The 26,210-nt window shown below is 73.3% G+C and carries 19 protein-coding genes; 11 read left to right on the plus strand and 8 right to left on the minus strand.

Annotated features, from left to right (window positions below; translation table 11 throughout):
* The first annotated feature begins 301 nt into the window (after window positions 1-301).
* Window positions 302-1,879, plus strand: coding sequence for a hypothetical protein (locus ACFYVL_RS01530; protein WP_389240576.1), 1,578 nt, complete (start codon window positions 302-304; stop codon window positions 1,877-1,879).
* A gap of 183 nt (window positions 1,880-2,062) precedes the next feature.
* Here ACFYVL_RS01530 and ACFYVL_RS01535 read toward each other — a convergent pair whose 3' ends face one another.
* A complete protein-coding gene (locus ACFYVL_RS01535) occupies window positions 2,063-2,830 on the minus strand; it encodes a hypothetical protein (RefSeq protein WP_389240578.1) in 768 nt (255 codons plus the stop codon).
* 620 nt (window positions 2,831-3,450) lie between these two features.
* On the opposite strand from ACFYVL_RS01535, the gene ACFYVL_RS01540 reads away from it, so the two are divergent.
* The 3 genes from ACFYVL_RS01540 (at window position 3,451) to ACFYVL_RS01550 (ending at window position 5,067) form a co-directional block, all read left to right on the plus strand.
* Window positions 3,451-4,005 (plus strand): hypothetical protein, encoded by a 555-nt coding sequence (locus ACFYVL_RS01540; RefSeq protein WP_389240579.1) that lies wholly within the window; start codon window positions 3,451-3,453, stop codon window positions 4,003-4,005.
* 213 nt (window positions 4,006-4,218) lie between these two features.
* On the plus strand, window positions 4,219-4,782 hold the full coding sequence (locus ACFYVL_RS01545) for a dihydrofolate reductase family protein (RefSeq protein WP_389240581.1): 564 nt from the start codon (window positions 4,219-4,221) through the stop codon (window positions 4,780-4,782).
* 42 nt (window positions 4,783-4,824) lie between these two features.
* Window positions 4,825-5,067, plus strand: a complete 243-nt coding sequence (locus tag ACFYVL_RS01550) for a hypothetical protein (RefSeq protein ID WP_389240582.1) — start codon at window positions 4,825-4,827, stop codon at window positions 5,065-5,067.
* Window positions 5,068-5,234: 167 nt separating this feature from the next.
* Here ACFYVL_RS01550 and ACFYVL_RS01555 read toward each other — a convergent pair whose 3' ends face one another.
* Window positions 5,235-6,746, minus strand: a complete 1,512-nt coding sequence (locus ACFYVL_RS01555; protein WP_389240584.1) for a PucR family transcriptional regulator — start codon at window positions 6,744-6,746, stop codon at window positions 5,235-5,237.
* 233 nt (window positions 6,747-6,979) lie between these two features.
* On the opposite strand from ACFYVL_RS01555, the gene ACFYVL_RS01560 reads away from it, so the two are divergent.
* Both ACFYVL_RS01560 and ACFYVL_RS01565 read left to right on the plus strand, forming a co-directional pair.
* Entirely contained in the window at window positions 6,980-7,804 is an 825-nt protein-coding gene (locus ACFYVL_RS01560) for an FAD binding domain-containing protein (RefSeq protein ID WP_389240586.1), read from the plus strand.
* Window positions 7,801-10,605 carry a molybdopterin-dependent oxidoreductase gene (locus tag ACFYVL_RS01565; protein WP_389240587.1) on the plus strand — a complete coding sequence of 935 codons (2,805 nt, stop codon included), beginning with the start codon at window positions 7,801-7,803 and terminating at the stop codon, window positions 10,603-10,605. Before ACFYVL_RS01560 ends, ACFYVL_RS01565 begins: the two co-directional genes overlap by 4 nt.
* A 9-nt stretch (window positions 10,606-10,614) precedes the next feature.
* Here ACFYVL_RS01565 and ACFYVL_RS01570 read toward each other — a convergent pair whose 3' ends face one another.
* Window positions 10,615-10,953, minus strand: coding sequence for a hypothetical protein (locus ACFYVL_RS01570; RefSeq protein ID WP_389240589.1), 339 nt, complete (start codon window positions 10,951-10,953; stop codon window positions 10,615-10,617).
* Between the two features lie 352 nt (window positions 10,954-11,305).
* Here ACFYVL_RS01570 and ACFYVL_RS01575 point away from each other — a divergent pair, with 352 nt between their 5' ends.
* Window positions 11,306-12,229 carry an RNA polymerase sigma-70 factor gene (locus tag ACFYVL_RS01575; protein ID WP_389240591.1) on the plus strand — a complete coding sequence of 308 codons (924 nt, stop codon included), beginning with the start codon at window positions 11,306-11,308 and terminating at the stop codon, window positions 12,227-12,229.
* A 58-nt stretch (window positions 12,230-12,287) separates the two neighbouring features.
* Here the strand turns inward: ACFYVL_RS01575 and ACFYVL_RS01580 are convergent, their stop codons facing one another.
* Both ACFYVL_RS01580 and ACFYVL_RS01585 read right to left on the minus strand, forming a co-directional pair.
* A complete protein-coding gene (locus tag ACFYVL_RS01580) occupies window positions 12,288-12,827 on the minus strand; it encodes a GNAT family N-acetyltransferase (protein WP_389240593.1) in 540 nt (179 codons plus the stop codon).
* A 66-nt stretch (window positions 12,828-12,893) separates the two neighbouring features.
* A complete protein-coding gene (locus ACFYVL_RS01585) occupies window positions 12,894-13,547 on the minus strand; it encodes an HAD family hydrolase (RefSeq protein ID WP_389240595.1) in 654 nt (217 codons plus the stop codon).
* 409 nt (window positions 13,548-13,956) lie between these two features.
* Here ACFYVL_RS01585 and ACFYVL_RS01590 point away from each other — a divergent pair, with 409 nt between their 5' ends.
* On the plus strand, window positions 13,957-14,940 hold the full coding sequence (locus ACFYVL_RS01590; RefSeq protein ID WP_389240597.1) for an AraC family transcriptional regulator: 984 nt from the start codon (window positions 13,957-13,959) through the stop codon (window positions 14,938-14,940).
* A gap of 90 nt (window positions 14,941-15,030) precedes the next feature.
* On the opposite strand, the gene ACFYVL_RS01595 is transcribed toward ACFYVL_RS01590, so the two are convergent.
* Complete coding sequence (locus ACFYVL_RS01595; RefSeq protein WP_389241296.1) at window positions 15,031-15,993, minus strand: alpha/beta hydrolase; 963 nt, start codon at window positions 15,991-15,993, stop codon at window positions 15,031-15,033.
* A gap of 385 nt (window positions 15,994-16,378) precedes the next feature.
* Here ACFYVL_RS01595 and ACFYVL_RS01600 point away from each other — a divergent pair, with 385 nt between their 5' ends.
* Window positions 16,379-17,449 carry a helix-turn-helix domain-containing protein gene (locus ACFYVL_RS01600; protein WP_389240599.1) on the plus strand — a complete coding sequence of 357 codons (1,071 nt, stop codon included), beginning with the start codon at window positions 16,379-16,381 and terminating at the stop codon, window positions 17,447-17,449.
* A 313-nt stretch (window positions 17,450-17,762) separates the two neighbouring features.
* On the opposite strand, the gene ACFYVL_RS01605 is transcribed toward ACFYVL_RS01600, so the two are convergent.
* Window positions 17,763-18,668 (minus strand): AraC family transcriptional regulator, encoded by a 906-nt coding sequence (locus ACFYVL_RS01605; protein ID WP_389240601.1) that lies wholly within the window; start codon window positions 18,666-18,668, stop codon window positions 17,763-17,765.
* Between the two features lie 223 nt (window positions 18,669-18,891).
* Here ACFYVL_RS01605 and ACFYVL_RS01610 point away from each other — a divergent pair, with 223 nt between their 5' ends.
* A complete protein-coding gene (locus ACFYVL_RS01610; RefSeq protein ID WP_389240603.1) occupies window positions 18,892-21,804 on the plus strand; it encodes an AAA family ATPase in 2,913 nt (970 codons plus the stop codon).
* Here the strand turns inward: ACFYVL_RS01610 and ACFYVL_RS01615 are convergent.
* Window positions 21,766-24,882, minus strand: coding sequence for an AAA family ATPase (locus tag ACFYVL_RS01615; protein ID WP_389240605.1), 3,117 nt, complete (start codon window positions 24,880-24,882; stop codon window positions 21,766-21,768). The two genes, ACFYVL_RS01610 and ACFYVL_RS01615, sit on opposite strands and share 39 nt — an antisense overlap.
* Before the next feature lie 330 nt (window positions 24,883-25,212).
* On the opposite strand from ACFYVL_RS01615, the gene ACFYVL_RS01620 reads away from it, so the two are divergent.
* Complete coding sequence (locus ACFYVL_RS01620; RefSeq protein ID WP_389240607.1) at window positions 25,213-26,193, plus strand: alpha/beta hydrolase; 981 nt, start codon at window positions 25,213-25,215, stop codon at window positions 26,191-26,193.
* The last annotated feature ends 17 nt before the right edge of the window (window positions 26,194-26,210 follow it).

Below are 26,210 nucleotides of genomic sequence, written 5' to 3' on the forward strand. Positions count from 1 at the left end.
AACGCCCCGGGCTGTGTCGCCCTCGTCAGGTCGCACCTGCGTCAGGTCTCACCTGCCTGCCTTCGCAAGGTACGAGAACGCCCCGGGAGTGGCCGACCTCCAGGAACTCGCCCGCGCCCAGCAGCCGCCCTCCGCGGCAGCGGCGGCCCCGCGCCGGGCCCGACCGAAACCCATTGCATCTTTGTGAACCCCCGTGAAAACAGGGCGCATTCCCATGGCTACTTCAGGAAACCGCATCTAGCCTCTGCCGTCGGCGCGCGACCACATGCGTAAGGCATGCATACGTACGGCGAGGAGCCCGATGTCCCGGAGAACACTCAGCAGCACCCTTGTCCTGATCATGAGCGCGGCGGCGGTTCTCGTCGCCGGTCCGGCGTACGCGGACGAGATTCCCAAGGCGCCCGGCCACCGGCTGGTCAAGCAGTACGAGGGCGCGCCCGCGGTCGCATCGCCCGTTCCCGGCACGCCGCCGGCGCAGCACCCCTTCCTCGCCGCCAACGGGCGCAGCGGCATGCACGGCGACGCCTGGGGAAGCGGCACCTCCCCGTGGTCCGGGCCGCTGGGCAAGCAGCCCGCGGTGAGCAGCGCGAAGATGGCCGCGCTCGGCGGCGAGTGCGCGACCGTCACCTTCGACAAGGGCGGACGCATCGTCACCGTCTGCGGCACCTTCACCGGGTTCCTGGTGAAGCTCCTCGATCCGAAGTCCCTTGCCACGCTTGCCGAGTACAAGCTGCCGCAGCGCTCCTCGACCGTCGAGGCCATCACCACGCTCGACTTCTCCAAGATCTTCAAGGACACCTCGGGCGGCGCCTACTCCTACCTCGACAACGAGGACCGCCTGGTGCTCGCGGACTCCCGGCAGCACATCCTGCGCCTCGCGCACGAGCAGGCGGCCGACGGAAGCTGGAGTTTCCGGGTCACCGACGACTGGGACCTCACCGGGCAGGTCCCGCACGACTGCGTGAGCTGGACCAACCTGTTCCCCAGCGGTGAGTGCGACCCGGTCACCTCGGTGATGCCGGACTGGTCCGGCCGCGTCTGGTGGGTGACGCGGCAGGGTCGTGTCGGCACCGTCGATCCCGGGTCCGGCGCGATCCGCTCGATCCGGCTGGACGGGGAGGAGATCCAGAACTCCTTCTCGGTCGCGGACGACGGCGTGTCCATCGTGACCGACCACGCCCTCTACAGCTTCCGTACGGCGGCCGACGGCACGCCGCGCGCCGTCTGGCGCCAGACCTACGACCGCGGCACCGGCACCAAGCCCGGTTCCGTGAACCAGGGTTCGGGCACCACGCCCGACCTGTTCGGCAGCAACGGCAAGAAGTACGTCGCCATCACCGACAACGCCGACGACCGGATGAACGTCCTGGTCTACCGGCGCGAGGACGGCATCCCCGACAGCGACCGGCTCGTCTGCAAGGTGCCGGTCTTCAAGTCGGGTGCGTCCACCACCGACAACTCCCTCATCAGCTGGGGCAACAGCCTCGTCGTCGAGAACAACTACGGCTACGAGAACATCACTTCGCTCACCTTCGGCCGTACGGTCGTGGGCGGCGTCAGCCGCATCGACGTACGGGAGGACGGCAGCGGCTGCGACCTCGCCTGGGAGAGCGACATCCACTCCCCCTCGACCGTGCCCAAACTGTCGACCGCGAACGGGCTGCTCTACTTCTACGAGAAGGACCGCAACAGCCTGGGCGTCGACGCCTGGTACCTGACCGCTGTCGACTTCCGCACCGGCGAACGCAAGTGGAAGCAGCTCACCGGTACGGGCATCGGCTACGACAACAACTGGGCCCCGATCACCATCGGCCCCGACGGCACGGCGTACGCGGGGACCTTCAACGGCTTGATCGTCGTACGCGACACCGCCCAGTGAGCCGAGCAGGCGAGCCGGGTCCTGGATGCACCGTTGAACGCGCCGCGCGGGGCACCCGGGGCGAGCGGTCCGCGTCGTCGGTGGTGCGTGTGGGCAACGGCTGAGTGACGCGGAGAGCGGGACGGGGGCGGTCGGACTACGGGCCGCCCCCGTCCCGACCACCACCGTGGGGTCGGCTGACGCTCAAGCCCGTACGACGGAGAGCAGCAGCGGCGTACGGACACCGAGGTGGGCGGCGCAGTCGGCGATGGTCGCAGCCAGCCACCCGACCGCGTCGCAGGACCACGCGGCGAGATCGCCCCGCAGAGTGATGCCGTGCCGAGGTGGCCCGTTCCAGAAATCGTCGGCGAACGGTGGGGGCATGATGTCCTTGCCGACGCTTGCCATTTCGCCGTACTGGAAGACGTCCTGCGGCAGGTGGCCGAGGTCGTGGTGGAGCTGTCGTGCGACCGAGGAAATCGAAGGGTTGCTTCCGCTGTTGACGCCGATCTCTACCGGCACCCGGGCCCGCGGGTCGCACGCGCTGAACCAGTCGCAGGTCTCCAGGGCGGGGACGGGTGCGTTGCTTGGACGTGATGCGGGGTCGAGTCCTTGAAGAGGGAGCAGGACTTGCACCGCGGACAGTTGTGCCGTGCCGATGCGTGCGGTGGTGTCCTCGGCGCACCGTAGGAACGGCTGCACGGGCAGAGGCCGGTCACCCACCGGCGTACTGCACTCGACCTGGAACCGGGCGAAGGGTTCGGTGGCAGCCGGGTGGGTGCTCACGTCGGCGCTGTTCATGGCCCACAGACCCGGCGCATTGGCCGCGCGTTCGTCCTCCGCGGCACTCGACCGTTCGTCGAGCCAGCCCATGGCGACCGACCGCTGGTGGAACAGCTGGTAGGCATCGTGCTCGGATTCGGGGTCGCGCCAGGAGTGCGGGACCAGCTCGCCATGAAGGGCGACGAACATGGGCCCCGCCGTACGGTAACCCGCGGGATCGATTCCTGGCTGGATGACGGCCCGCTGCTCGGACAACTCAGCCCCTCCGTTCTGCCGTGACTTCCACCCTGAACTCCTTGGTGGGCGACCACGCCGAGCTGCCGCCAAGTGTGATCCGTGGAGTACTGGTGGATGTGCTTGCTCAGCTTGGCAGGGTTGTTGAACAGCTCCCTCCTTCCACAGCCGTGTTCGGACTCGTCGATCCCTGTTGTCGAGTGTGTGTGGGGGGGGGTGTTCCGCCGCATACCGGTGTACACGGAAGTCCGCCGACTCGCGGGAGCGACGCGCTCCCGTGTGCTCTCCAGGCGCACCGGCCCATGAGGGCAAGGCCGCTGCGGGCGCCGCGATCAGTGGCCCTCCGCCAGACTCCACCCACGCGGCCTGCGTCTCCCCTCCCCCGGACGTCGACACTCCGCTCCACCTCCCTTCAGGCGATCCGCACCCGGGCCCCTGAACGCCGTGGCATGACAGGGCCCGCAGGCCGTGCTGCCCCGACGCCGGGCCGGATTGGCTCTTGGCCCGTCGCCTGAGGTAAAACACTTCAGCGATCGAACAAGATCGCGAACTCATTCGGTCATCGGGGGATTGACATGCGGTCAACTCAACGCATCATCAGCAGTTTTGCGGTCGTCGTCGCGCTCGGGGCGGTCGCCGCGTGCGGTCCGAAGGACACCGCCGCCGACGGTGCGGCGCCCGCGGGCTCCACCGCCAGCGCCACCGCCACCGCCCAGCCGTCGGGGAAGCCGTCCGCCGACGAGGGCTCCTCGGGCGAGCCTGCCAACGACTGCGGGAATGCGCCCGTGCTGCCGGCCGGCCACAAGATGGTGGCGATCACCGCGCCGCCGTCGAAGGGCTCGATGACCGCGCAGGACACCCGGCCGACCTGCACGCCCAACGACTGGATCTACCAGGGCCAGGGCGAGGCGAAGTACTACCTGTTCGCACCGAAGGTGAAGGCCGAGCTGTCCGCCGGTCCCGGCTCCACGAAGACGGTTCCCGTCGGGGAGCTGTGGGCGCACGCCGGTGACTGCTTGACGAACCAGGCCACGGTGAAGTCGCCGTACAGCTGCTCGGGGAACATCTACGACATCACGCTGGACGGCGAGGGCAACGTGACGACCATCAAGGAGGTCTGGCACTCGTAGCCCTCCCCCGTCGCAGGAGGGCGGGCCGCGGGTGATGACGCCGCGGGCAGCAGCCGGCCTGTCGGGCGGCTGCTGCCCGGGGTTTTGGCCCGACGGCGAGGTCCCGGCTCGATTCCGTGCCGCCGCAGGGTGGGACACGGGCCGGGTGACCGATGATTTTTCCGTGCCGTGGTGGTCTGTACTCCGACTACCGACTCGCGGGAGGCTGACGCCATGCGGAAACTGACCTTTGCCATGAACCTGAGCCTGGACGGTTACATCACCGCACCCGGCGACGACCTCGGCTGGAGCGTGCCGAGCGACGAGCTGTTCCAGTGGTGGTCCGACCGGGTGGCGTCGACGGAGCTGGCGCTGTACGGGCGCAGGCTGTGGGAGACGATGAGCTCCCACTGGCCGACCGCCGACAAGGAGCCGGGTGCCACACCGGCGACGATCGAGTACGCCAACCGCTGGCGGGACATGCCGAAGGTGGTGTTCTCCTCCACGGCCAGGACCGTCGACTGGAACACCCGCCTGGTCACCGGCGACGCGGTCACCGAGATCGGCAGGCTCAAGGCGGAGGACGGCGGCCCCATGGACATCGGCGGTGCCACCCTCGCCGCGGCGGCCATGCGGGCCGGGCTGATCGACGAGTACGTGCTCGTCACCCATCCGGTCCTGGTGGGCGGCGGAACACCGTTCTTCACGGCCCTGGACAAGTGGGTGGACCTGACCCTGGTGGAGACCCGGAAGTTCCCCGACGGCCTGCTCCTGACCAGGTACGAGACCAAGCGCTGAGCCCGCGCGTACCCGGCAGAAGGTGCCCGGCAGAATGCGGTCATGAGCACCTTGCAGTGGTACCGGTCCATGCTGTGCGAGGAGTACGGCGACGAACTCACCTCGCGCGTCCTCGACGATCCCGCATTCGCCGGTTTCGTCGGCGAGGTGCACGCGCTGGAGGGCGGTGAGTTGGAGGGAGTGGCCTGCGAAGTCGCGTACCACGCGGTGGACCACCTGTACGAGCATCCGGAGGACTCCGCGAACGACGCCTACGCCGAACTGAGACGGCGCATGCGGGGATGAACTTCGCGTCCCGGCATCCGGTGCGCACCAGGCACCCGAACCGAGGACCCGGCGCGGGGAGATGCCGAAGTCGTGGCGGGTACGGCGCTTGCAGCGGTGAGCCCGCGGCTTCGCAGGGGCCGCACCCGCCACGGGTGGGGCCCCTGCGGCTGCCCCGGTGGGGTGTGTCAGCGGCACAGCAGCGCGGCACGCAGGTCGAGTTTGTGGTCGAGGCGGGTCAGGTCGCGGCCGGTGAGGGCCTGTACGCGGTCGATCCGGTAGTGGACGGTGTTGACGTGCACGTGCAGGGCCTCCGCGGTGCGGGTCCAGGAGCAGTTGTGGGCGAGGAAGACCTCCAGGGTTTCCAGCAGCGTGCGGTGTGAGTCCGACGGGTTGTCGGCGAGCGGGCCGAGCGTCCTGGCGCTGAAGCCGCTTCGTACGCGGGCGGGGAGGCCGGTGAGCAGGGAGTCGAGGGCGTCGAAGTCCTCGGCCAGGGCGACGCCGCCGGACGTGGGTGAACGGTGGCGCGCCGCCGCGAGCGCGTAGCGCGCTTCGAGGAGTGCGGCGTGCAGGGACGCCGGTTCCGTGACGGGGGCGCTGACACCGGCGTACAGGGGTGTGCCGGGGCGGCAACCGTGCAGCAGGGGCCAGGGTTCGTCGAGCGGGAAGCCTGCTTCGGCGTGGGGGTGGACTACGGCCACGGCTTCTTCGGCGCCGGTGGTGCCGAGCGCGAACGCCACCGCGGGGAGGTGTCGCAGCGCCTCCCGGAGCGCTGCCTCGACCCCGTTGCCGGGGCCGCGTCCGCCTGCCGCCGCGGTGACCACCCGCCACGGTCCCTCGGCCAGTGGCGCGCGGGAGGCGAGGGCGTGTGCCGCTGCCGCCGTGTCGGATGCCTCGATGGAGTTGATGATTTCCTGTGTGCTGCGGCGCTGGTCCGCGTGCCGGAGGTCGTGGTGTTCGCGGTACCGGCCGAAGACCTCGGCCAGCTCGTGCAGTGCCCGGGGCGGGATGCCGCCGGAGTGCGGGACGTGGAGGTGCCAGGCGTCGTACGCCGTGGAGCGGGCCTGTATCCGCAGGCTTTCGCCGGCCGGGCCGCGCAGGTCCTCCGCGGCCCGTGCCGCGGGCAGTTCGGGGGCCCGCGTGGTGCGGGCGAGGGTGCGGCCCGTGCTGGTGAGCAGGTAGGCGGGCGGCGTGCCGAAGGGGGCGAGCCCCAGTTCGAGCAGTTCGGCCGCGTCCGTTCCGCGGTCCGCGAGCCGGGCCAGGCCGGTGCGGACGTGTTCGGGCAGGGCGAAGTGGTCGGCCGGGCGGCGGCTGAGGTCGCTCCACCGGTGCCGGTAGACGATGTCGGTGATGGCCCGGAAGTTGGTGTGCGCCGGTACGGACAGCAGGGCGAGGCCGTGCGTGCGGCAGGCGTGGACAACATCGGCGGGAACGGATCCGTGGGTCTCCTCGCCCGCGAGCAGGGCAGCGGCACCGGAGTGCGCCAGGGCGGAGACGAATCGGTTCGCCCTGCTCTCGCCGTCCGCCGCGCTCCACCACACCAGCCCGCTGAGCACGATCTCGCCGGGCTGGACGAAGCGGGCGGGGTCCTCCAGGTCGGTGGCGGTCACCCCGCTGACCGTCCGGTTGAGCAGGTTCGCGCCACCCCAGACCAGGGCGAGATCGAGCCCCTTCATCTGGAGGAGGTCTCCGACGTGCATGCGCTGACTCCTTGTGCGGGCACCGGACCCTGACTCCGGCTTCTCACATCCACCAGGTGAATACGGGCAGGGGCATCGTAGGTGCCAGGCCGGGGCAGGGGAATGCGTCCTGGTGGATCCACCAGGGCGGGCGGGGTGCGGGGGCGGCTTTTCCGTGTGGTGGACCAGTCGTTTTCGGCCGTGGGCCCCGCTTAACTGAGGCAGGCAACCAACGGGCATACGGCGGTGGGGACATGGATCTGAACACGGTGCTGGACGTACGGGACGCACGCCGTCACGAGCCCTGGCGGCCGGGCGACGCCTGGCTCGGCGGCGGCACGTACCTCTTCTCCGAACCCCAGCCGCACCTGCTGCGGCTGGTCGACCTGAGCCGCATGGGCTGGGAGCCGGTCCGGGTGCGGCCCGACGGCTCCCTGGAGATCGCGGCGACCTGCACGATCACGCAGCTCTCCCGGTTCGGACGCACGCTGGGCGCACCCGCGGCCCCGCTGTTCGAGCAGTGCTGCCGGGCCTTCCTCGCCTCCTTCAAGATCTGGAACATGGCGACCGTCGGCGGGAACCTCTGCAACGCCCTGCCCGCCGGCCCGATGATCTCCCTCACCGCGGCCCTCGACGGCGACTGCCTGCTGCTGGCACAGGACGGCTCGCTCCGGCGGGTGCGTGCCGCCGACTTCGTGACCGGGGCCGGTCGGAAGGTCCTCGCGGAGGGCGAGTTGCTGCGTTCGGTGACGATTCCCGCGCGTTCCCTGCGCTGCCGCACCGCCTTCCGGCAGGCCTCGCTCTACGGTCTGGGACGCTCCGGGGCGCTCGTCATCGGGACCCTGGACCCGCTGGACGGTTCGCTGGCCGTGACTCTCACGGCCGCGACCACCCGCCCGTTCCGGCTCTGGTTCGCCCTGCCGCCGGACCGGAAGCGCCTGCGGGCGGCGATCGAGTCGGCCGTCGGTGCGGCGGACTGGTTCGACGACATCCACGGGCTGCCGGACTGGAGACGGCACATGGCCCTCCACCTCGCCGAGCAGATCCGCCGCGAACTCACCCCGGACGGTGTGCGATGAGCTTCCACCTGCACGTCAACGAGCAGCCCTGCGACGCCGAGCCCCGGGCCGGCCAGTGCCTGCGCACCTATCTGCGCGAACGCGGCTGGTTCGGGGTGAAGAAGGGCTGCGACGCCGGGGACTGCGGCGCCTGCACCGTCCACGTGGACGGCGAGCCGGTGCACAGCTGCCTCTATCCGGCCGTACGCGCCGAAGGGCGGTCGGTCACCACCGTGGAGGGCCTGGCCGCACCGGACGGCGAACTCCACCCCGTACAGCGGAAGTTCCTCGACGCGCAGGGCTTCCAGTGCGGGTTCTGCACCGCCGGGTTCCTCATGACCACCGCCGCCCTCGAACAGGAGAGGGGCCGCGCCCACGACGACGGCAAGCTCGACGACCTGCCCCGCGCCTTCAAGGGCAACCTCTGCCGCTGCACCGGATACCGCGCCATCGAGGACGCGGTGCGCGGCGTCAGGCACACCGAACGGCCCGACGCCGGGAAGGCCGTCGGCAGGAGCCTGGGCGCACCGGCCGGCCCGCAGGTGGTGACCGGTACGGCCCGCTACACCTTCGACGTGGAGATCCCCGGCCTGCTCCACATGAAGCTCGTGCGCTCCCCGCACCCGCACGCCCGCATCCGGGCCGTCGACACCTCCGCCGCGCTGCGCGTGCCAGGGGTGCGGGCGGTCCTCACGCACGAGGACGCGCCCGCCACGCTCTACTCCAGCGCACGCCACGAGCACCCGACGGAGGATCCCGACGACACCCGCGTCCTGGACGACACCGTCCGCCACGTCGGGCAGCGGGTCGCCGCCGTCGTCGCCGACAGCGAGCAGGCGGCCGAGGAGGGCTGCCGGCGCGTCGAGGTGACGTACGAGCAACTCCCCTACGTCATCGACCCCGAGGAGGCCATGCGGCCCGGTGCGCCGGCCATCCACGCGGGCAAGGGCGCCGAGGCGCGCATCGCCCGCGTCGAGCGGAACATCGCCGGGGAGGTGCACGGCGAGATCGGCTGCGTCGAGGACGGATTCGCCGACGCCGCTGTCGTCCACGAGGAGACCTTCCGCACCCAGCGGGTGCAGCACGCCAGTCTCGAAACCCACGGCTGTGTCGCGTACTTCGAACCGAAGGAGGACGGCGGCGGGGAGCGGCTCACCGTCCGCTCCTCCACCCAGACGCCCTTTCTGACCCGGCGCGCCCTGTGCGCGCTGCACGGTCTCCCCGAGGACGAGGTACGGGTCGTCGCGGGCCGGGTGGGCGGCGGCTTCGGCGGCAAGCAGGAGATGCTGACCGAGGACATCGTCACCCTCGCCGCGCTCAAGCTGCGCCGCCCGGTCAAGCTCGAATTCACCCGCGCCGAGCAGTTCTTCGGCGCGACGACCCGCCACCCGTTCACGGTCCGCGTCAAGCTGGGCGCACGCGCCGACGGGACACTGACCGCGATCCGGATGCGGGTGGTCGCCAACACCGGCGCCTACGGGAACCACGGCCCGGCCGTCATGTTCCACAGTGTCGGCGAGTCCTTCGCCGTCTACCGCGCCCCGCACAAGAAGGTCGACGCGTACTCCGTCTACACCAACGCCGTCCCCGCGGGCGCCTTCCGCGGCTACGGCCTGGGGCAGGTCACCTTCGCCGTCGAGTCCGCCATGGACGAACTGGCCCGCCGCCTGGACCTGGACCCGCTCGCCTTCCGCGAGAAGAACATCATCGGCCCCGGCGACCCCATGCTCAGCCCCATCGGCGAGGAGGAGGACCTGCACATCGCCTCCTACGGCCTGGCCCAGTGCCTGGGCATCGTCCGCGAAGCCATCGCCGGGGACCGGAGCGCCGACGACGTGCCCGAGGGCTGGCTCACCGGGCAGGGCGCCGCCATGGCGATGATCGCCACCGGCCCGCCGGGCGGCCACTACGCCGACGCCACCGTGGGCCTGCTCGCCGACGGGACCTACGACATCGCGGTCGGCACCGCGGAGTTCGGCAACGGCACCACCACCGTCCACAAGCAGATCACCGCCGGGGCCCTGGGCACCACCGTCGACCGGATCACCGTCCGGCAGTCCGACACCGACGTCGTCCGCCACGACACCGGCGCATTCGGCTCCGCCGGGACCGTCGTGGCCGGAAAGGCGGTGCTGCTCGCCGCGGAGTCCCTGGCCGGCCGTCTGAAGACGTTCGCGGCCCGGCACACGGGAGTGGCCCGCCACCTGTGCACGCTGGGGCCGGAGTCGGTCGACTGCGCGGGCCGGGTCGTCACGCTGAAGGAACTGCACGAGGCGGCCCACGCCGCGGGCGCGCAGGGCGAGTTGACGGCCGAAGGACACTGGGGCGGCTCTCCGCGCTCGGTCGCCTTCAACGCCCAGTGGTTCCGTATCGCGGTCGACCCGGACACCGGCGAGATGAAGATCCTGCGCAGTGTCCACGCCGCCGACGCGGGCAAGGTCATGAACCCCTTGCAGTGCCGCGGCCAGGTCGAGGGCGGCGTCGCGCAGGCGCTGGGCGCCACCCTCTTCGAAACCGTACGGCTCGACGAGCGCGGCGAGGTGACCACGGCCGCTTTCCGCCGCTACCGCCTCCCGCAGTACGCGGACGTGCCGCGCACGGAGGTCCACTTCATGGAGACCACCGACGCGATCGGCCCGCTCGGGGCCAAGTCGATGAGCGAGAGCCCCTTCAACCCGGTGGCACCGGCCTTCGCCAACGCGCTGCGCGACGCCACCGGCATCCGCTTCACCGAAACGCCGTTCACCCGCGACCGGGTCTGGCAGGCCGTGGACCGGGAAGCCCGGACCACGGACCGGGAAACCCGGGCCACGGGCGGGTAGCCGACGCCGCTATTTCCACACGACGGCCACGACCACCGCGGCTGCCGTGACCGTGGCCACCGCGTAGAAGGCCCAGGCCGCTCTGGTGCGCATTCCTATCAGCGCGATGACGGCCACCAGGACGTCGAGGCCCAGTTTCACGCCCATCTTCGCGTGCGGCACCGACAGGTCGAGGGCGAGCCGGGTCCAGATGAGACCGGCCCCGGTGACCAGCTGCACGACCGCGCTGGACACCATGTAGCCGCCGGTCACGGGGTCCTTGCCGCGCAGCTGGTAGAAGATGCCGCCGAGGATCGCGGCGAACCCGAAGAAGTGGAAGACGAGGAACACATACCGGAGGGTCTCCATGACGGTGGTCTTTCTGTGCGTGGGTGAGTGGAGGGGAGGGGGAAGGGGGCGTCGGGTCAGCCGGTGACCGTGGCGCGCTCGCCCCGGCGCAGGCGTAACCCGGCGGCACCGGCGTACGGCACTCCGGCGGTGGTCCACGGCGCGACGTTCATCAGCAGCTCCCTGATCGAGTTCCTCTGCACCCGGGACGAGGCAGTGGAACGTCCTGTGACATCGCGGCGCCAAGATCCAGGGAGACGTGGATCACACTCCGCCGGGGTGTGATCACGCACCCGCTTTCCGTCGAACCTCCCTGGCCGGGGCGGGAAGTGCCATGATCCATCCGGAGTGTTCGTACAGGGGGGAGCAAGGCATGGGCAGGACAGAGGAGTTCGAGGAACTGAGACCGCTGCTGTTCTCGATCGCGTACCGGATGCTGGGCAGTGTCGGTGAGGCGGAGGACGCGGTGCAGGAGACCTGGCTGCGCTACGACGCCTCGTCCGTGCAGCCGGTGTCGGTCAAGGCGTTCCTGTCGACCACGGTGACCCGGATCTCGATCGACGTGCTGCGTTCCGCGCGGGTGCGGCGTGAGGCGTACGTCGGGCCGTGGCTGCCCGAGCCGCTGCTCGACGACCCGTACGAGGAGCCGGCTCGCGCGGCGGAGCTGGCCGACTCGGTGTCGATGGCGGCGCTGCTGCTTCTGGAACGGCTCAGTCCGCTGGAGCGTTCGGTGTTCGTACTGCGGGAGGTCTTCGCCTTCACGTACGAGGACGTCGCCGCGGCGGTCGGCCGTTCGCAGGCGGCGTGCCGCCAACTCCTCGTACGGTCACGGCGTCACATGCAGGAGGGCCGGCCCCGGTTCGAGGCGGATCGCGAGGAGCGCGACGAGCTGGCCCGGCGGTTCTTCGACGCGATGGCGCAGGGCGACATGGACGGGCTGCGGAGCCTGCTGTCCGCCGACGTCGAGCTCGTCGGCGACGGGGGCGGCAAGGCGCCGCAGCTGGCCAGGGCCGTCGCGGGCGCCCGGAACGTCGCGCGGCTGCTGGCCACCGTGCAGCCCCTGATGGCGCGTACCGGCATCACCTGCACGCCGCGCCCGGTCAACGGCCAGCCGGGCGCGCTCTTTCGGGATCGCGACGGGAACGTGCTGCGCGTCTTCGTCCTGGATGTGCTGGACGGGGAGGTCCGCACCGTCCGCTCCGTCTTCAATCCCGACAAGCTCGCCCACCTCGGCCCGGTGGCCGACGCCTGGGCCGTCCACCGCGAGGTGCAGGAGGCTCGCCGGAGGCCCGGGTGAGCAGGGGGCAAGGCCCGGACCCGGCTCCGTTGATCCGTCCTGACTGTCTGGCAGGGGGTCAGGCGGAGGGTGCGGGCGGGGGCCGCAGGCCGAGCCACTGTTCGGCGTCCCAGGCGTGGAACCGCTCCACCTCGGTGAAGCCCAGCTTCGCCGCGAGCCGCATCGAGGCGATGTTGGCGGTCTGGGTGTGGAGCACCACCGGTTCGCCGGGCAGGACGCCGTCGAACCAGCCGAGTGCCGCCGCGCACGCCTCGGCGGCGTACCCGGATCCCCACGCCCGGGGCAGGAAGAGGTATCCGAGATCGACCTTCCCCTCTGCTGCCGGGCGGCCGTGCTCCGGTGCTCTCCTGAGCAGGACCTGGCCGATCATCGCCCCGTCGAGCTCGACGACGAAACCGCCGGGCCACCGCTCGGGCACCTCGGGCATCCTGCGCTCCAGCTCGTCACGCGGCCGGGGCGCGCCGAGATAGGTGTGCACCTCCGGCGACGCCAGCAGCTCGATGAACGCCGGACGGTCCCGGGCCTCGGGCGCGCGGAGAACGAGCCGCGCGGTCGTGAGGGGTGCGGGTGGCCATGTGACGGAGCCCAGTTCGGTCATGGCGGGCAACCTATCGCGCGCCCGAACAGATCGAACAGGGGTGGCCTCCTGTCCCTGGGCGGCGGCTCAGCAGGGCGCGGCATCGCCCGGCATCACCTGCGCCAGGGCCTCCCGCAGATCCCCGGCCGTGCGGTACAGCACCGTGGCCATCCCGAGCGCGCCGGCCGCGTCGGTGTTCTCCTGCCGGTCGTCCACGAACAGGCACCGGTCGGCGCGTACTCCGGCCTCTTCCGCCGCCATCTCGTAGATGCGCGGGTCCGGTTTCGCGACGCCGACGCGTGAGCTGTTCACGACGCTGTCCGCGAGATCGGCCAGCCCCAGCAGCTCAAGGTCCTCGTCGAGCCAGGGTGTCGCGTTCGTGACGAGGACGACGGGGCGGTGCTCCCGGACCTGGCGCAGGAGGCCCACGACGGCTTCGTCCGCCCAGAAGCTGGATTCGGTGAACGCCTTCGCCAGCGCCTGGGCCTGGGTCGACGGCACCCGGGTGCCGAGGTCACGAGCGATCGACCGCGCCCACTGCTCTCGGGTGATCTGCCCGAGCAGAAGCGGCAGGTCGTTCTCCGGAGCGAATCCGACAGCGGCCGTGGTGCCCGCCGGGAGGCCCGCCGCTTCCTCCAGGCGTGTCACCTCTGCGGTGTCATAGAAGCGGATCACTCCGTCGATGTCGCACAGAACGGCATCAATGGGCTGGTCACGGGTGCTTGTCGTCGAGGTGGTCACGCCGCATGCGTATCACTGCCGTGCTGCGGCGCTCCACTGCGGTCCCGGTTCGTCGGCGTGCACCGACTTGGGGCATCCCGGTCGTGTTCGGGTCCGGCAAGCGCTACTTCGGATCGGATCGGCGAAGCGCCGACGCCGCCGCCGTCGAAGCCCGGCTGCTGCCGTCGCGGCGCTCCCGTGCGTCCGCCTCGCGGTGATGGCGGTGACGGCGGTGATGGCCACGGCGGGCGTGAGCGGGAACGGGAGGGGGCCGGGGCTGTCGTCGCTGGTCAGCGGGGGTGGTCGGGGTGGTGGGCGGCGAGGAGTGGAGGGCGGGCGGCAGTACGATTCAGGCCTTGCCTCGGGGGCCGGGTGTGGCAAGGCGCGGGTGCCGCAGAAGGGCACCTCCTGGGTAGCCTCTGGGGGCTTTGTGCTGTTGCTCGACCTCGACACCGTGTCACCGCGCGAGCGGGTGGAGGCCTTTCGGTACGCGCTGACGGACTCGATGGTGCCCAACGACGTCTTCCACGAGGAGCCCGCCGACGGCATCCGCGCGCGCATGCAGGCGTGGCGGGTGGGGGACCTGGACCTCTTCGCCACGCGCAACACCGGCTTCGGTGTGCGGCGCACCGACCAGCATGTGCGCCATCACCGCAGCAGCCCCGTGGTGTCGGTGTCGCTCCAGACGCTGGGAGTCCACCGGGCCGAGGTCGCGGGTACGCGCAGGCTGCTGGGGCCCGACGACATCTGCGTCTTCCACGAGCTGTCGCCCCGCGAGTACGGCTGGTCGGGCGACGGTGCCTCGCAGGCGATGATGTTCGACATGGACCGCCTCGACGTGCCGACGGAGACCGTCGTGCAGGCGTCCCTGCGGTTGCGGGCCAGTCCCATGTACGGCCTGGTGCTCGACCACCTGCGGTCCGTCTGGCGCGATCCGAGCCGTTTCGACGGCGATCCCGGGGCGGCGGCCCTCGCGACCGCGACCACCGGGCTCGTGCGCGCGCTGCTGCTCTCCGCTGCTCACGCCGAACCCACCGAAGCGGTCCGGTCCGCTCTGGACGAGACGCTGGTCACCCGGGTCAAGGCCTACGTCCGTCGGCACCTCGCCGACAGCGGGCTGACGCCCGAGCAGATCGCCGCGGCGCACGCCATTTCCGTACGCCGCCTCTACCAGGTGCTCGGCGCGGAGGGCATCAGTCTGGAGCAGTGGCTGATCGGCGAGCGGCTCGCCAAGGCGCAGCGGATGCTGGTCCAGGCGCGCTACGACCGGCTCACCGTCGCGGCGGTCGGCGCGCGGTGCGGGTTTCGCAGCCCGAGCCACTTCAGCCGCCGTTTCCAGGCCGCGTTCGGGGCGGCGCCCAGCGAATGGCGCCGGCGGCGCGGCCCCGGGGACGCGCCGGTGGCGGGGGGCTGATCTCCGTGCTGGTGGCCGGGGGGGGGCGGTCTCGGCCCGCCGGGGGGGGGTGGGCCGGTCGCGGCGCCCGGCGCGATTGCGGGCGGGCCGTCAGACCGCGTGCAGGGAGGCGTGCAACGTGTCGGTGACCTGGATGCGGGCCGCCCGGGAGGCGTCCGTGCCGCGCAGTACGTCGAAGAGTACGAAGCCGTGGATGGTGCCCTGGTAGCGGACCGACACCACGGGCACGTCCGCCTCGCGCAACAGCGCCGCGTACGCCTCGCCCTCGTCGCGGAGCACGTCCGCCTCGGCGGTGAGGACCAGGGCGGGCGGCAGCAGGCGCAGCCGGTGGGCCTCGGCGCGCAGCGGTGAGACGGTGCGGTCCAGGCGGGTCGCGGGGTCCGGCGCGTACTGCTGCCAGTAGCGGTGCATGGCGGCCCGGCTCAGGAAGTAGCCGTCGGCGAACTGGCGGTAGGACGGCGTGTCCATCGCGCCGTCGGTCACCGGGCAGACCAGCACCTGGTGGCGGAAGCGGGGCCCGCCGCGCTCCTTGGCCACGAGGGTGAGGGCCGCCGCGAGCTGGGCGCCCGCGCTGGCGCCGACGACCGCCATGCGCGCGCCGTCCAGCCGGGACTGGGCACCGTGCCGGGCGATCCACCGGGCGACCGTGAAGGCCCGTTCCACGGCAGCGGGGTACCGGGCGTCCTGCGGCCCGTCGTGCTCGGGGACGACGACGGCGGCGTCCGCCCCGAGCGCCAGGTCCGCCACCAACTGCCGGTGCGCGGTAGCGTCGGTCAGCATCCAGCCCAGTCCGTGCAGGTAGAGCACCACGGGGAGGGGCTCGTCGCTGCCCGCGGGGCGCAGGATGCGCACCCGGATGCGCCTGCCGTCCTCGTCGGGCAGGGCCAGCCACTCCTCTTCGACGTCGGGGTCGTCCTCGCCGCTGCTGTCCCAGAGGGCCGCCATGCGGGCACGGGAGGCGGTGTCGGTTTCATCGCGGATGTCCGGGGAGGACGGCCAGGCGTGCGCCCTGAGGAAGTCGCGGGCCCCTCGTTCGAGGGCAGGCGCCGCCATGGCGGCGGGCACGTCCACGGGTTCCACGGGGCCTCCTGCGCGGGTACGTCACGGGCCGTCCACCGAACGCCCCGGCCCACCATAGGTGCTGGTCGGGGCGTTCGGGCCGGGCAGCCGTACCTGTCCCTGTCCCTGCGTGCACACTTCGGGGGCGTCGGCCGCCGGGAGGTCCGCGGCCGCACCGGGCGGCCCCGGGGCCCCACCGGGCGGCCGGACGCACGCCGGTGCCGCCGCCCCGCGGGCCCGTCCCGTGACGCATCGGGAACGGCACAGTCATTTGACCTAACGCCCCGCCGGGCGGCCGTCGCAGAGTGCGGTGGAGGGGGCGTCACCGTGGCGACCCGCTCAGGACGGAAGGATCCCTGTGAGTGCGAGGTCTGGGCCCGTGGCCGCTTCGGTCACCGCCGCCGCCACGATGGTGGCTCCGGCGCTCTCGCGGTGGCTGGCGCCGGTGACGACGGCGGACCCCGGCCACCGGGCGGTCGGGACCGTGACGGCGCACCACTTCGGCTACGTACGGATGCTGAGGTGTACCACCGGGCCGCTGCGTCTCGTACGGGACGCACCTACGGTGTCGGACGGGTCCGGGGACGCGGTCGCCCTGCTGGTCCAGCGGGGCGGGGTCCTGGAGCTGTCCCAGGACGGCCGTACGGCCCGCGTCAGCGACGGGCAGTTGGCGCTCGTCGATCTGCGCGGGGACTTCTCGCTGACGTCCGGCGCGGACGCCTCCTACGTCCTGTTCCGGCTGCCGGTGCACGCCCTGTACGTCTCGGCCGGCGCCCTGCGCTCGGTCACCGCGCGCGTCTTCACCGCCCCCGGCGGGCTCGCCGTGCCGTTGCCGGCACTGCTGTCCCACCTGGAGCGGACCGCTCTGCGCGATTCGCCCGACCACACGCCCGCGGCGGTGCGCGAACGGCTCGGCGGGCTCGTCACCGACCTGGTGGCCGCCCTGGTCGACGAGGCGGGTGAGGCCGGTGACGTCCCCTCGGCGAACGGGCCGGGCCACCTGGTGGCGGCGGTACGGGCCTACATCGACCGGCAGTTGGGCGACCCGGACCTGTCGGCCGAGCAGATCGCGGCGGCACACCGGATCTCGGTGCGCTATCTGCACCGCCTCTTCGAGGGCGAGGGCGTCACCGTGGGCAGGCTGATCCAGTCGCGCAGGGTCGAACGGTGCGCGGAGGAACTGGCGCGGCGCGGCCGGGTCGGTCCGTCCCTCGCGGTGGTCGCCGCCCGTTGGGGCTTTCGCAGCGCGGCGCACTTCAGCCGCGCGTTCAAGGCGGTCCACGGGTACCCGCCCGAGCAGTGGCGCCGCCGGGTGTCGGCCGGGGAGCTGCCGGCCGGAGTGCTTCCGGTCGGAGTGCTGCCGGCCGAAGTGCTGCCGGCGCAGGGCGGGGCCACGGGGCACGGGGAGCCGGCGACGGGAGGCACGGCGGGGTCCGCGGAGGTGCGCTGAGGGAGCGGGGCCCGGGGGGAGCGAGCGCGGTCGACTGTGGCGGGGAGCGCGCGCGGTCGGCTACGGGGCGGGGTTACGGGCGCGGTCGGCCCTGAGGCGGACGTACGAGCGCGGTCAACTGCCGGGCGGCTGGCTGCTGGCTGCTGGCTGCTGGCTGCTGGCTGCTGGCTGCTGGCTGCTGGCTGTACGGTCTGCCGGGCGCCCCTTCGTGCCAGCCCGCCCGGCATCCCTCCGTATCCAGGCCCGCCGCACGCCCCTCCGTACCGCACCGTCCGACGTACGACGCCCCCAAATCCGCGCCCCGCTGCGTCCTTCAGGCCGCGTCGGCCCTCGCCGCGTCCGCCGGGGCGACCCGGCAGTCGCGCCAGTCGCTCGGGGACATGCCGTACACCGCGCGGAAACTGCGGCTGAAGTGGGTGGGGCTGGCGAAGCCCCAGCGGCGTGCGACCGCCGACACCGTGATGTCGGCGCGGCCCGGACGGGCCAGTTCCCGCCGGGCCTCCTCCAGGCGGCGGTGCTGAATCCAGCGGCCGATCGTCCTGCCGTGGCCCTCGAAGAGCTTGTGCAGATAGCGGATCGAGATGTGCTGGGCGGCGGCGACCGACGCGGGTGTCAGGTTCCGGTCCCACAGATGCGCGTCGATGTGCGCGCACAGCCGGCGTACGAGGTCCTCGCGGTCCTGCGCGGGAGAGCCGCCCGCGCGGGCCGCCGCGCCGGACGGTGTGCCCTGGCTGTCGTCGACGGCCAGCAGGGGTACCAGTTCGGCGATGCTGGTCGCCAGCCCGAGGGATTCCGCCGAAGGGCGCTCGGGGGATGTCCTGGCGAGTTGCGCCACCAGGGGGCCGAGCAGCGGCGCCACCGGGCCGCCCCGGAACGGTGACCGGTCGCCCAGCGCGCCTGCCTGGGCGTCGGTGAGGCCGAGCGCGCGGCGCTCGATCCGCACCAGGTGCAGCTCGTACGTGGCATGGCCGTGCGGCGCGCCCTGGGTGTGCAGCGCGAAGGGGGCCGTCCCGTCGCGGACGAACAGGTCCCCCGGCAGGCAGGGCACAGCGGTGCCGGGGCCGACGAGTTCGGCCCGCCCCAGGGAGAGCAGGCCGAGCGTCAGGTGCGGGCCCGGGACGTCGTTGCCCGGGGCTCGGACCACGGAGGGGGCGCGGCCCCGGAAGGTACGGACGGAGAGAAAGCCGGAGGTGTCCCCGGCGGCGGGCTTCGGGTTCATACGGCCCCCTGGGAGAAGCTGTCGTGCTGTGTTTGTGCAGGTGGAAGCGTTGTGTTCGGTGGGTGTACGCAAGGGTCAGCCTGGCCCCCGCCCGCACCGTGCGCGAGGCCGTCGGGCATGCTCTTCGCTGTGGGGCACGGACCGTGCGCGCAGGGGCATCGCGGGGGCTGCGCCGCGACGCGGGAATCAGGGGCGGCCTGCCGCCGGGAGGAAAGTCGGCATCATGGGTGAGGGTTCGGGCGGCGCGCTGTTCGTCGGCCGGCAGCGCGAGCGTCGGCTGCTGGAGCGTGCCCTGGACAGCGCCCGGTCCGCGGCGACCGGTTCGGCGCTCGCGTTGCGCGGCGAGGCCGGGATCGGCAAGACCGCACTGTTGGACTGGGCCGCCGCCCGCGCGGAGGAGCGCGGCTTCACGGTGCTGCGTGCCGCCGGTCACGAGTCGGAGACGGGTGTCGCCTTCGGGGCGCTGACCCAGGTGCTCGGGCCGCTGTGGCCGGACGCGGGCGACGGTACCGCGGGCGGGCTCGCGGACGTGCTGCACGGAGGGCAGCGGGAAGCCCTCGAAAAGGTGCTCGGGCTGAGCGCCGGCCTGCCGCCGGACGGTTTCATGGTCGGCGCCTCCGCGCTCGCGCTGCTCGCCGCTCTGGCGCGCGGACGTCCGGTGCTGGTGCTGGTGGACGACCTGCACTGGGTCGACTCCTCCAGTGCGGCGGTGCTCGCCTTCGTGGGGCAGCGGATCTGCGGTCTGCGGGCGGTTCTCGTGTGCACGGGCCGGCCCGGGGCTTCGGCGTGGGAGGGCTGGTCCGGGCATCCGGTGGACATCGGCGCCCTGTCCGGCGAGGACTCGCGCGCGCTGCTGCGGCACTGGCATCCGGGCCTGGCGGGTTCCACCGTGGACCGGGTGACGGCCGAGGCCGCGGGCAACCCGCTGGCGCTGGCCGAGCTGCCCGGTCAGCTGGCGCACGAGCAGCGCTCCGGTGTCGTACCGCTGCCGGACCAACTGCCGCTGGGGCAGCGGCTGGAGGCGCTCTTCGTGCGGCGGCTGGAGGCGTTGGGGCCCCACGCGCGGGAACTGCTGCTGCGGGCCGCGCTCGACAGTGCGGGGGCCGCCGGGGCGGCGGGCGGTTTCGTCCGCGGGCCGCACGGAGCCGGTTCCGGCGCGGAGCGGCTGCTCGCCCGGGTCGAGGCGAGCGGACTGGCCCGGCTGGACGACACCGGTCGGCTCGTCTTCCGGCACCCGCTGGTGCGCAGCGCGGTGATCGCTTCCGCCTCCGAGAACGAAAAGCGCCTCGCCCACAGCGAGTTGGCGGCCCGGATGCGCGGGAACGACCCCCGTCGGCTGCTGCACGAGGCGTCCGCGGCCGAGGGCCCTGACGAACCGCTCGCCGTACGGCTCCAGGAGGCCGGCACCCATATGTCGCTGTGCGGCGGTGACGCGGAGGCCGCGCTGCTCCTGGACCGGGCGGCGGCCCTCTCGGCCCGCCCCGACGACCGGGTGCGCCGGCTGACGTGGGCGGCCGTGATGTCGGCCAGGGGCGGCCGGCTGGCGTACGCGGCGCGGCTGGTGGACGCGTTGCGCGAGGAGCGGGTGCCGCCGGACATCGCGCCGCTGTTCGCGTACGCGGTGGTCTACGTCGACCAGAGTCATCACATCGACTTCGCGTCGACGTTCGAGCTGCTGCCCGGGGCGCTGGCCGCGCTGCGGGACGCGGGCCCGCGGCCGGCCGGTACGGGGGCAGCGCCGCGGGACGGGGCCGTGGCCGGTGGGGTCCGGGCCCCGCACGACCTCGTCGAGCAGATGGTCTTCAAGCTGCTGCTGGCCTCCGTGTACACCGGTGACCCTCGGGGGTGGGAGGCCCTGGAGCTGCACCGCGACCATCTGTCCCCCGCCGCACGGCTGTGTCTGCGGGCCTGGGCGGATCCGCCGCGCACCGCGCACGGTGCCCAGGGGGAACTGCGCGGCCTGGTGGCACGCGCGTCGGCCTGCGGCGAGACCGGCAACGCGTGGCTGCTGCTGTGGGCGGCGACCGCCGTGGACGGGGGCGACGCGGACCTGTGGCGGCTGTTCAGCGGCGAGCACGCGTACGCCACGCAGGGGTCCGTCGCCAAGGCCCGGTGCCACCAGGCGTTCCTGGAGGGCCGCTGGGAGACGGCCGGGGACGCCCTCGCGGCGGCGGAGACCGCGGCGGAACTCGGCTACCACTGCAACGCCCTGCTCTTCCGCCACTACCACGCCCACTTCCTGGCGGGCCGTGGTGACGAGCGGGGGCTGCGCGCGGTACGGGCCGGCATCGACCGGACGGCGGAGCAGTCGCGGATGCGGTACGTGACCGAGCACCTGGACCGGCTCGAAGCGCTGGTGGCGCTGGCGCACGGGCGCCACGAGGAGGCGTACGCCCGGCTGCGCCGGACGATGCCGCCGGGCGGTCCGGCCGAACTGCCGCACGGGCCCTCCTGGTTCCACGTGACGCTCTTCGACTTCGTGGTGGCGAGTGTGCGAACGGGGCGCAGGGCGGCGGCGCTCGCCCAGGTCGCGGCCGGGCGGGCGGCCCGGATGGACGAGATCTCGGCGCACCACGCCTTCCTCCTGGCGGCGGCGACGGCCCTGACCGCGTCGGGGGTGTCCGACACGGACGACGCCGCGGCGGACGCCGCGTACGCGGCGGCGTGTGCCGTGCCGGACGCCGGGCGCTGGGTCTTCGACCTGGCGCGGCTGCGGCTGGAGCACGGTTCGCGGCTGCGCCGCCGGGGCCGGGCGGCCGAGGCGGGCGAACCGCTGCGGGCCGCGTTGCGGGCGTTCGAGGAACTGGACGCGGCCCCGTGGGCGGACCGGTGCCAGGCGGAACTGCGTACGGCCGCGGGCGCACCGGCCAAGGCGTCTCCGGCCGCCACCGGCTCACCGCGCTCGGCGCCCCCGGCCGCCTCTGACAGGTCTGCCACCACGACGGCCGCTCCCGCCGGGCTCACGGACCGGGAACTGCGCATCGCCCGGCTGGTCGCCACCGGGCTGACCAACAAGGAGGTCGGCGCGGAGCTGGGACTGTCTCCCAGGACGGTCGCGGCGCACCTCTACCGGATCTTCCCGAAGCTGGGCATCACCTCACGGGCGGCTCTCGCCCGCGCGCTGCGGGAGCACTGAGCCGAGGGCCCCGTCCGCCCGCTCCGGCACGGGCTGCGCGGCCCGTCCGCGAGTCCCGGGCGCGCTCCTCTCGTCGAGGGCGCGGGCAAGGGCGGCGCGGGTGGTGACGCCCAGCTTCGGGAACACCTTGTAGAGGTGGGCGCCGATCGTGCGGGGCGAAAGACCGAGCAGCTCGCCGATCCGGCGGTTCGTCAGCCCCTGGGCGGCCAGCTCGGCGATCCTCAACTCCTGCGCGGACAGGGCGGCACCGGCCGGGGCAAGGCGGTCCGGGGCGGGGTGGTCCGGCCGGGCCCGCCGCGCCGCCTCGGCCGCCTCGGCCGCCTCCAGTTCCCGGGCCGCCCGCGCTGCCCAGGGCTCGGCTCCCAGGCGGGTGAAGGCGGTGAGCGCGGCCCGGCAGTGGTCCGCCGCCGGGCCGTACGCACCCTGCTGCCGGAGCCGGCCGGCGTGTGCCAGGTGGGCGCGGGCGAGCGGGAAGGGCCACTGCTCCGCGCCGGGCCGCGCGTACACGGCCTCGAACCGCTGCCGCGTCTCGTGGTCATCGGACACGAGGGCCTCGGCGAGGGCCAGCAGGAAGGCGTGGTGCGCCGGGCCACGGGAGTTGCCGGCGGTGCGGGCCGCCCGCAGGTACCGTCGTGCCTCGGCCCGGTGGCCGCTGTCGACGGCGGCCTGGACGCGGTCCACCAGGGACAGGTGGGACCAGAGGGTGCGTCGCGAGGCCGCACCGGGCCGGGCGAGGAGCCGTGCCTGGTGCCAGGCCTCGTCGGCTCTCCCGTGCGCGAGCGCGCACAGCACCCTGAGTCCGCGCAGTCGCTCGTCGACGGCCCCCGTGCCCAGTGCCCCTGCCGAGTTCCCGAGGCCGACCTCCAGTGCGGCCAGGCCGGTGGCGTCGCCCCGGGCCGCGAGGATCTGCGCCTCGTTCAGCCGGAACTGCAGGGTGTGGAAGGCGTAGCCGTACTCGGCGGCGGCCTCGGCGCCCTGCCGGGAGGCCTCGAGGGAGGCTTCCCAGCGGCCGTGCAGGAAGTCCTCGTGTGACCGCAGCCCGTCGATGAACGCGTGGGTGGAGAACGCGTAGTGCCGTACGAACGGCTTCGCCACCGCCTCGTACGCGCCGACCGCATCGACGGCGGCGGCCGTCCAGAGCAAGGTCCAGGCGGCTGCGGTCTCCCGGTCGCCGGGCAGGTCCGCCACCGCCTCCCGCAGTGCTGGCGGCAGCAGGTCCGGGGCCGGTAGCGGTGCGCCGTGCGGGACGGGCTCCGGTGGGCCGGCCGTTTCCGCCAGGCCGTCCGTCCAGGCCCGCAGGCACAGGGCCGCGGACGGTGACACCGCCGGTGCGTGCCGTGCCAGGGCGGCCCAGGCCCGCTCGTCGCCGGTGTGCACGGTGACGACCGTCAGCAGCAGGAAGGCCGGTTCGAGCAGCCTGTCGCGCTGGTCCTGCCCGGCCGGTGAGACCAGCAGTTCCATGGCCGCGGGCAGCAGTGCGAGCGCGGGCGCGGGGTCGGCGTGCAGGAGGAACCGGGTGCAGGCGACGGTGAAGGCGTACGGGGCGGCCGGGCCCGGCGTCCCGGGGCGGGTCTCCGACTCGGCCCGGCCGAGGAGTTCGACGGCCAGCCGCAGGCGTCCGGCACGGGTGGCCATGAGCGCGGCGTCGACCAGGCGGGCGGCCCGGTCCGCGGGGTCGGGGCTGAGGGCCGCCGCGCGTGCCATCGTCCCGGCGGCTTCGGCGTCACCGCCCTGGGCGGACAGGCGGTCCGCCTCGGTGCACAGCAGTGCGGCGAGCCGGGGGTCGGTGCCGATCGCGGCTGCCGCCAGGTGCAGGATCTGCCGTGTGCTACCGGCGGGCAGGAGGTCGGCGAGCAGCCGGTGGGCGGCGCGGCGTCGGGCGGGCGCGACGAGGTGCACCAGTCCGGCACGTACCAGCGGATGGTGGAAGACCACGAGGTCGCGGTCCGCGTCGAGGTGTGCGAGGCCGGAGTCCTCCACCCGGGTGCGCACGTCCGCCCAGGAACCGCCGAAGAGGCCGCACGCGGTCAGGTCCCGGAGCGTGGCGACGGAGGGGACGGCCGGTCCGCCCAGTGCGGCCACGAGGAGCAGGTTGCGGGCGGTGTCGGGCAGTTCGCGCAGTCTGTCCTCGTAGAGACCGCCGATCCGGGGGCCCAGCGGCAGTTCCTCGAAGGGCTCGGGGAGCACGGCGGCCCGGGGGTCGACGAGGAGGGCGGGGTGGTCGGGTGCGGCGGCCCTGATCTGTGCGGGGAGTTCGCGCAGGGCGAGCGGGTTGCCTCCCGCCACCCGCAGCACCCGCTCGCGCGTCCGGTCGGGCAGCCAGGGGTGGCGGGCGCGCAGCAGCGCTTCGGCGTGCTCCTCGCGCAGGGGGGCCAGGGGGACCGTGCGGTCCCAGGGGGCCTCGCCGCCATCGGGGCACCGGGGCGGGGTGCGCCCGTCCTCCGCGGTCCCGGCCGCTTCCCGTCGGGTCGCCCCGATGAGGACGAGGGGCAGCCGGGCCAGGTGCCGCCGCAGGTGGCAGAAGACCGCGGCGCTGGAGGGGTCGGTCCAGTGGATGTCGTCCAGGAGCAGGACGAGGGGGGTGCGGGCGGCGGCACGGCCGAGGAGGACGAGGACGGCGTCGGCCACCAGGAAGCCCTCCGGCGGCGCGCCGTCGCGTACCCCCAGTGCTCGTTCCAGGGCGTTGCGCTGCTCCTCCCCGAGCGTGGCGAGGGTTTCGCGCACCTCGTCGAGCAGCGGCCAGAGCACTTGGTGCAGGGCGGCGAACGGCAGTCCCGTCTCCGCCTCGGCGCCCGTCATGCGCAGCACCCGAAGTCCGTCGCGGCGGGCTGCCGCGTCGGCGACGGCCAGCAGCGCGGTCTTGCCCATGCCGGGGTCGCCCCGCAGGAGCAGGGAGGTACCGACGGGCGTGGTTCCGGCGCCCTGCGCCGCTGCGCCACCGCCCGGGGCCCTCGCGGAGCCCGCGGCCCTCGCCAGGGCCGCCTCGATGACCGCGGTCTCCGCGCCGCGCCCGGTGACCCCGATCTCCTCGCCCGGTCCGGCCGGCTCCGGACCGTCCGCGGTCCCTGCCCCGCGCACCCCGCTGTTCAACGCTGTTTACCGCCCCTGTTCCCACCGCGCCCCCGCCCGACCAGTAGACCAGACCGGGCGGGCGGCGACGGGGCGGCGGACGGCGGTCGGTGCGCACCCGGCGGGTCCACACCCGGCCGGTCCACACCCGTCGGTCCGCACCCGGCCGGTCCGCGGACGATGCGCTGCGGGAACAGGGGCGGTGCACTGACCGTCAATCGCCCCGTGCCGACCGCTTCTAGCGTGAGGTGACGGCCGGTCCCCCGGAGTTCCGGGCGGGACCGGCGCCGTACCGCCGGCCAGGCCGGCATGTCCGCACACAGCTTTCAGGAGACGCCCATGTCCCACCCCGCCGAGCCCCTCCCGCCGGTCAGCCCGGTCCTGGAGCCCGCCGCCGCCGCTTTCGCGGAGGCGACCGCCAACCCGCCCTACCTCTTCGAACTGCCCCCCGCCGAGGGCCGCAAGGCGGTCGACGAGGTGCAGTCCGGCGAGATCGCGAAGCCCGCGGTCGACGAGGAGTGGATCACCGTCGACGGCGGCCCCACGGGCTCCGTCCGCACCCGGATCGTGCGTCCCGCCGGTGCGAGCGGGCCGCTGCCGGTGATCCTCTACATCCACGGCGCGGGCTGGGTGTTCGGCAACGCCCACACCCACGACCGCCTGGTGCGGGAACTCTCCGTCGGCGCGCACGCCGCGGTGGTGTTCCCCGAGTACGACCTCTCCCCCGAGGCCCGCTACCCCGTCGCCATCGAGCAGAACTACACGGTGGCCCGGTGGATCGTCCGGGAGGGCGCGGCCAAGGACCTGGACGGCACGCGCCTCGCCGTGGCCGGCGACTCGGTCGGCGGCAACATGGCCGCCGCGCTGACCCTGATGGCCAAGCAGCGCGGTGACGTGCCGCTGGCGGCGCAGGTCCTCTTCTACCCGGTGACCGACGCCGCCTTCGACAACGGCTCGTACCGGCAGTTCGCGACCGGGTACTTCCTGCGGCGCGACGGCATGCAGTGGTTCTGGGACCAGTACACGAGGGACGAGGCGGAGCGCGCCCAGATCACCGCCTCCCCGCTGCGGGCGACCACCGAGCAGCTCTCCGGTCTGCCGCAGGCCCTGGTCATCACCGGCGAGGCCGATGTGCTGCGCGACGAGGGTGAGGCGTACGCGAACAAGCTGCGCGAGGCGGGTGTCCCCGTGACGGCCGTGCGCTTCCAGGGCGTCATCCACGACTTCGTGATGCTCAACGCGCTGCGCGGTACGCACGCCGCCGAGGCCGCCATCACGCTGGCCGTCGGCACGCTGCGCGGCGCCCTGCACACTTCCTGACCCTTCATCGACCCATC

It is taken from the genome of Streptomyces sp. NPDC004111 (assembly GCF_042874215.1).
Taxonomy (GTDB): domain Bacteria; phylum Actinomycetota; class Actinomycetes; order Streptomycetales; family Streptomycetaceae; genus Streptomyces.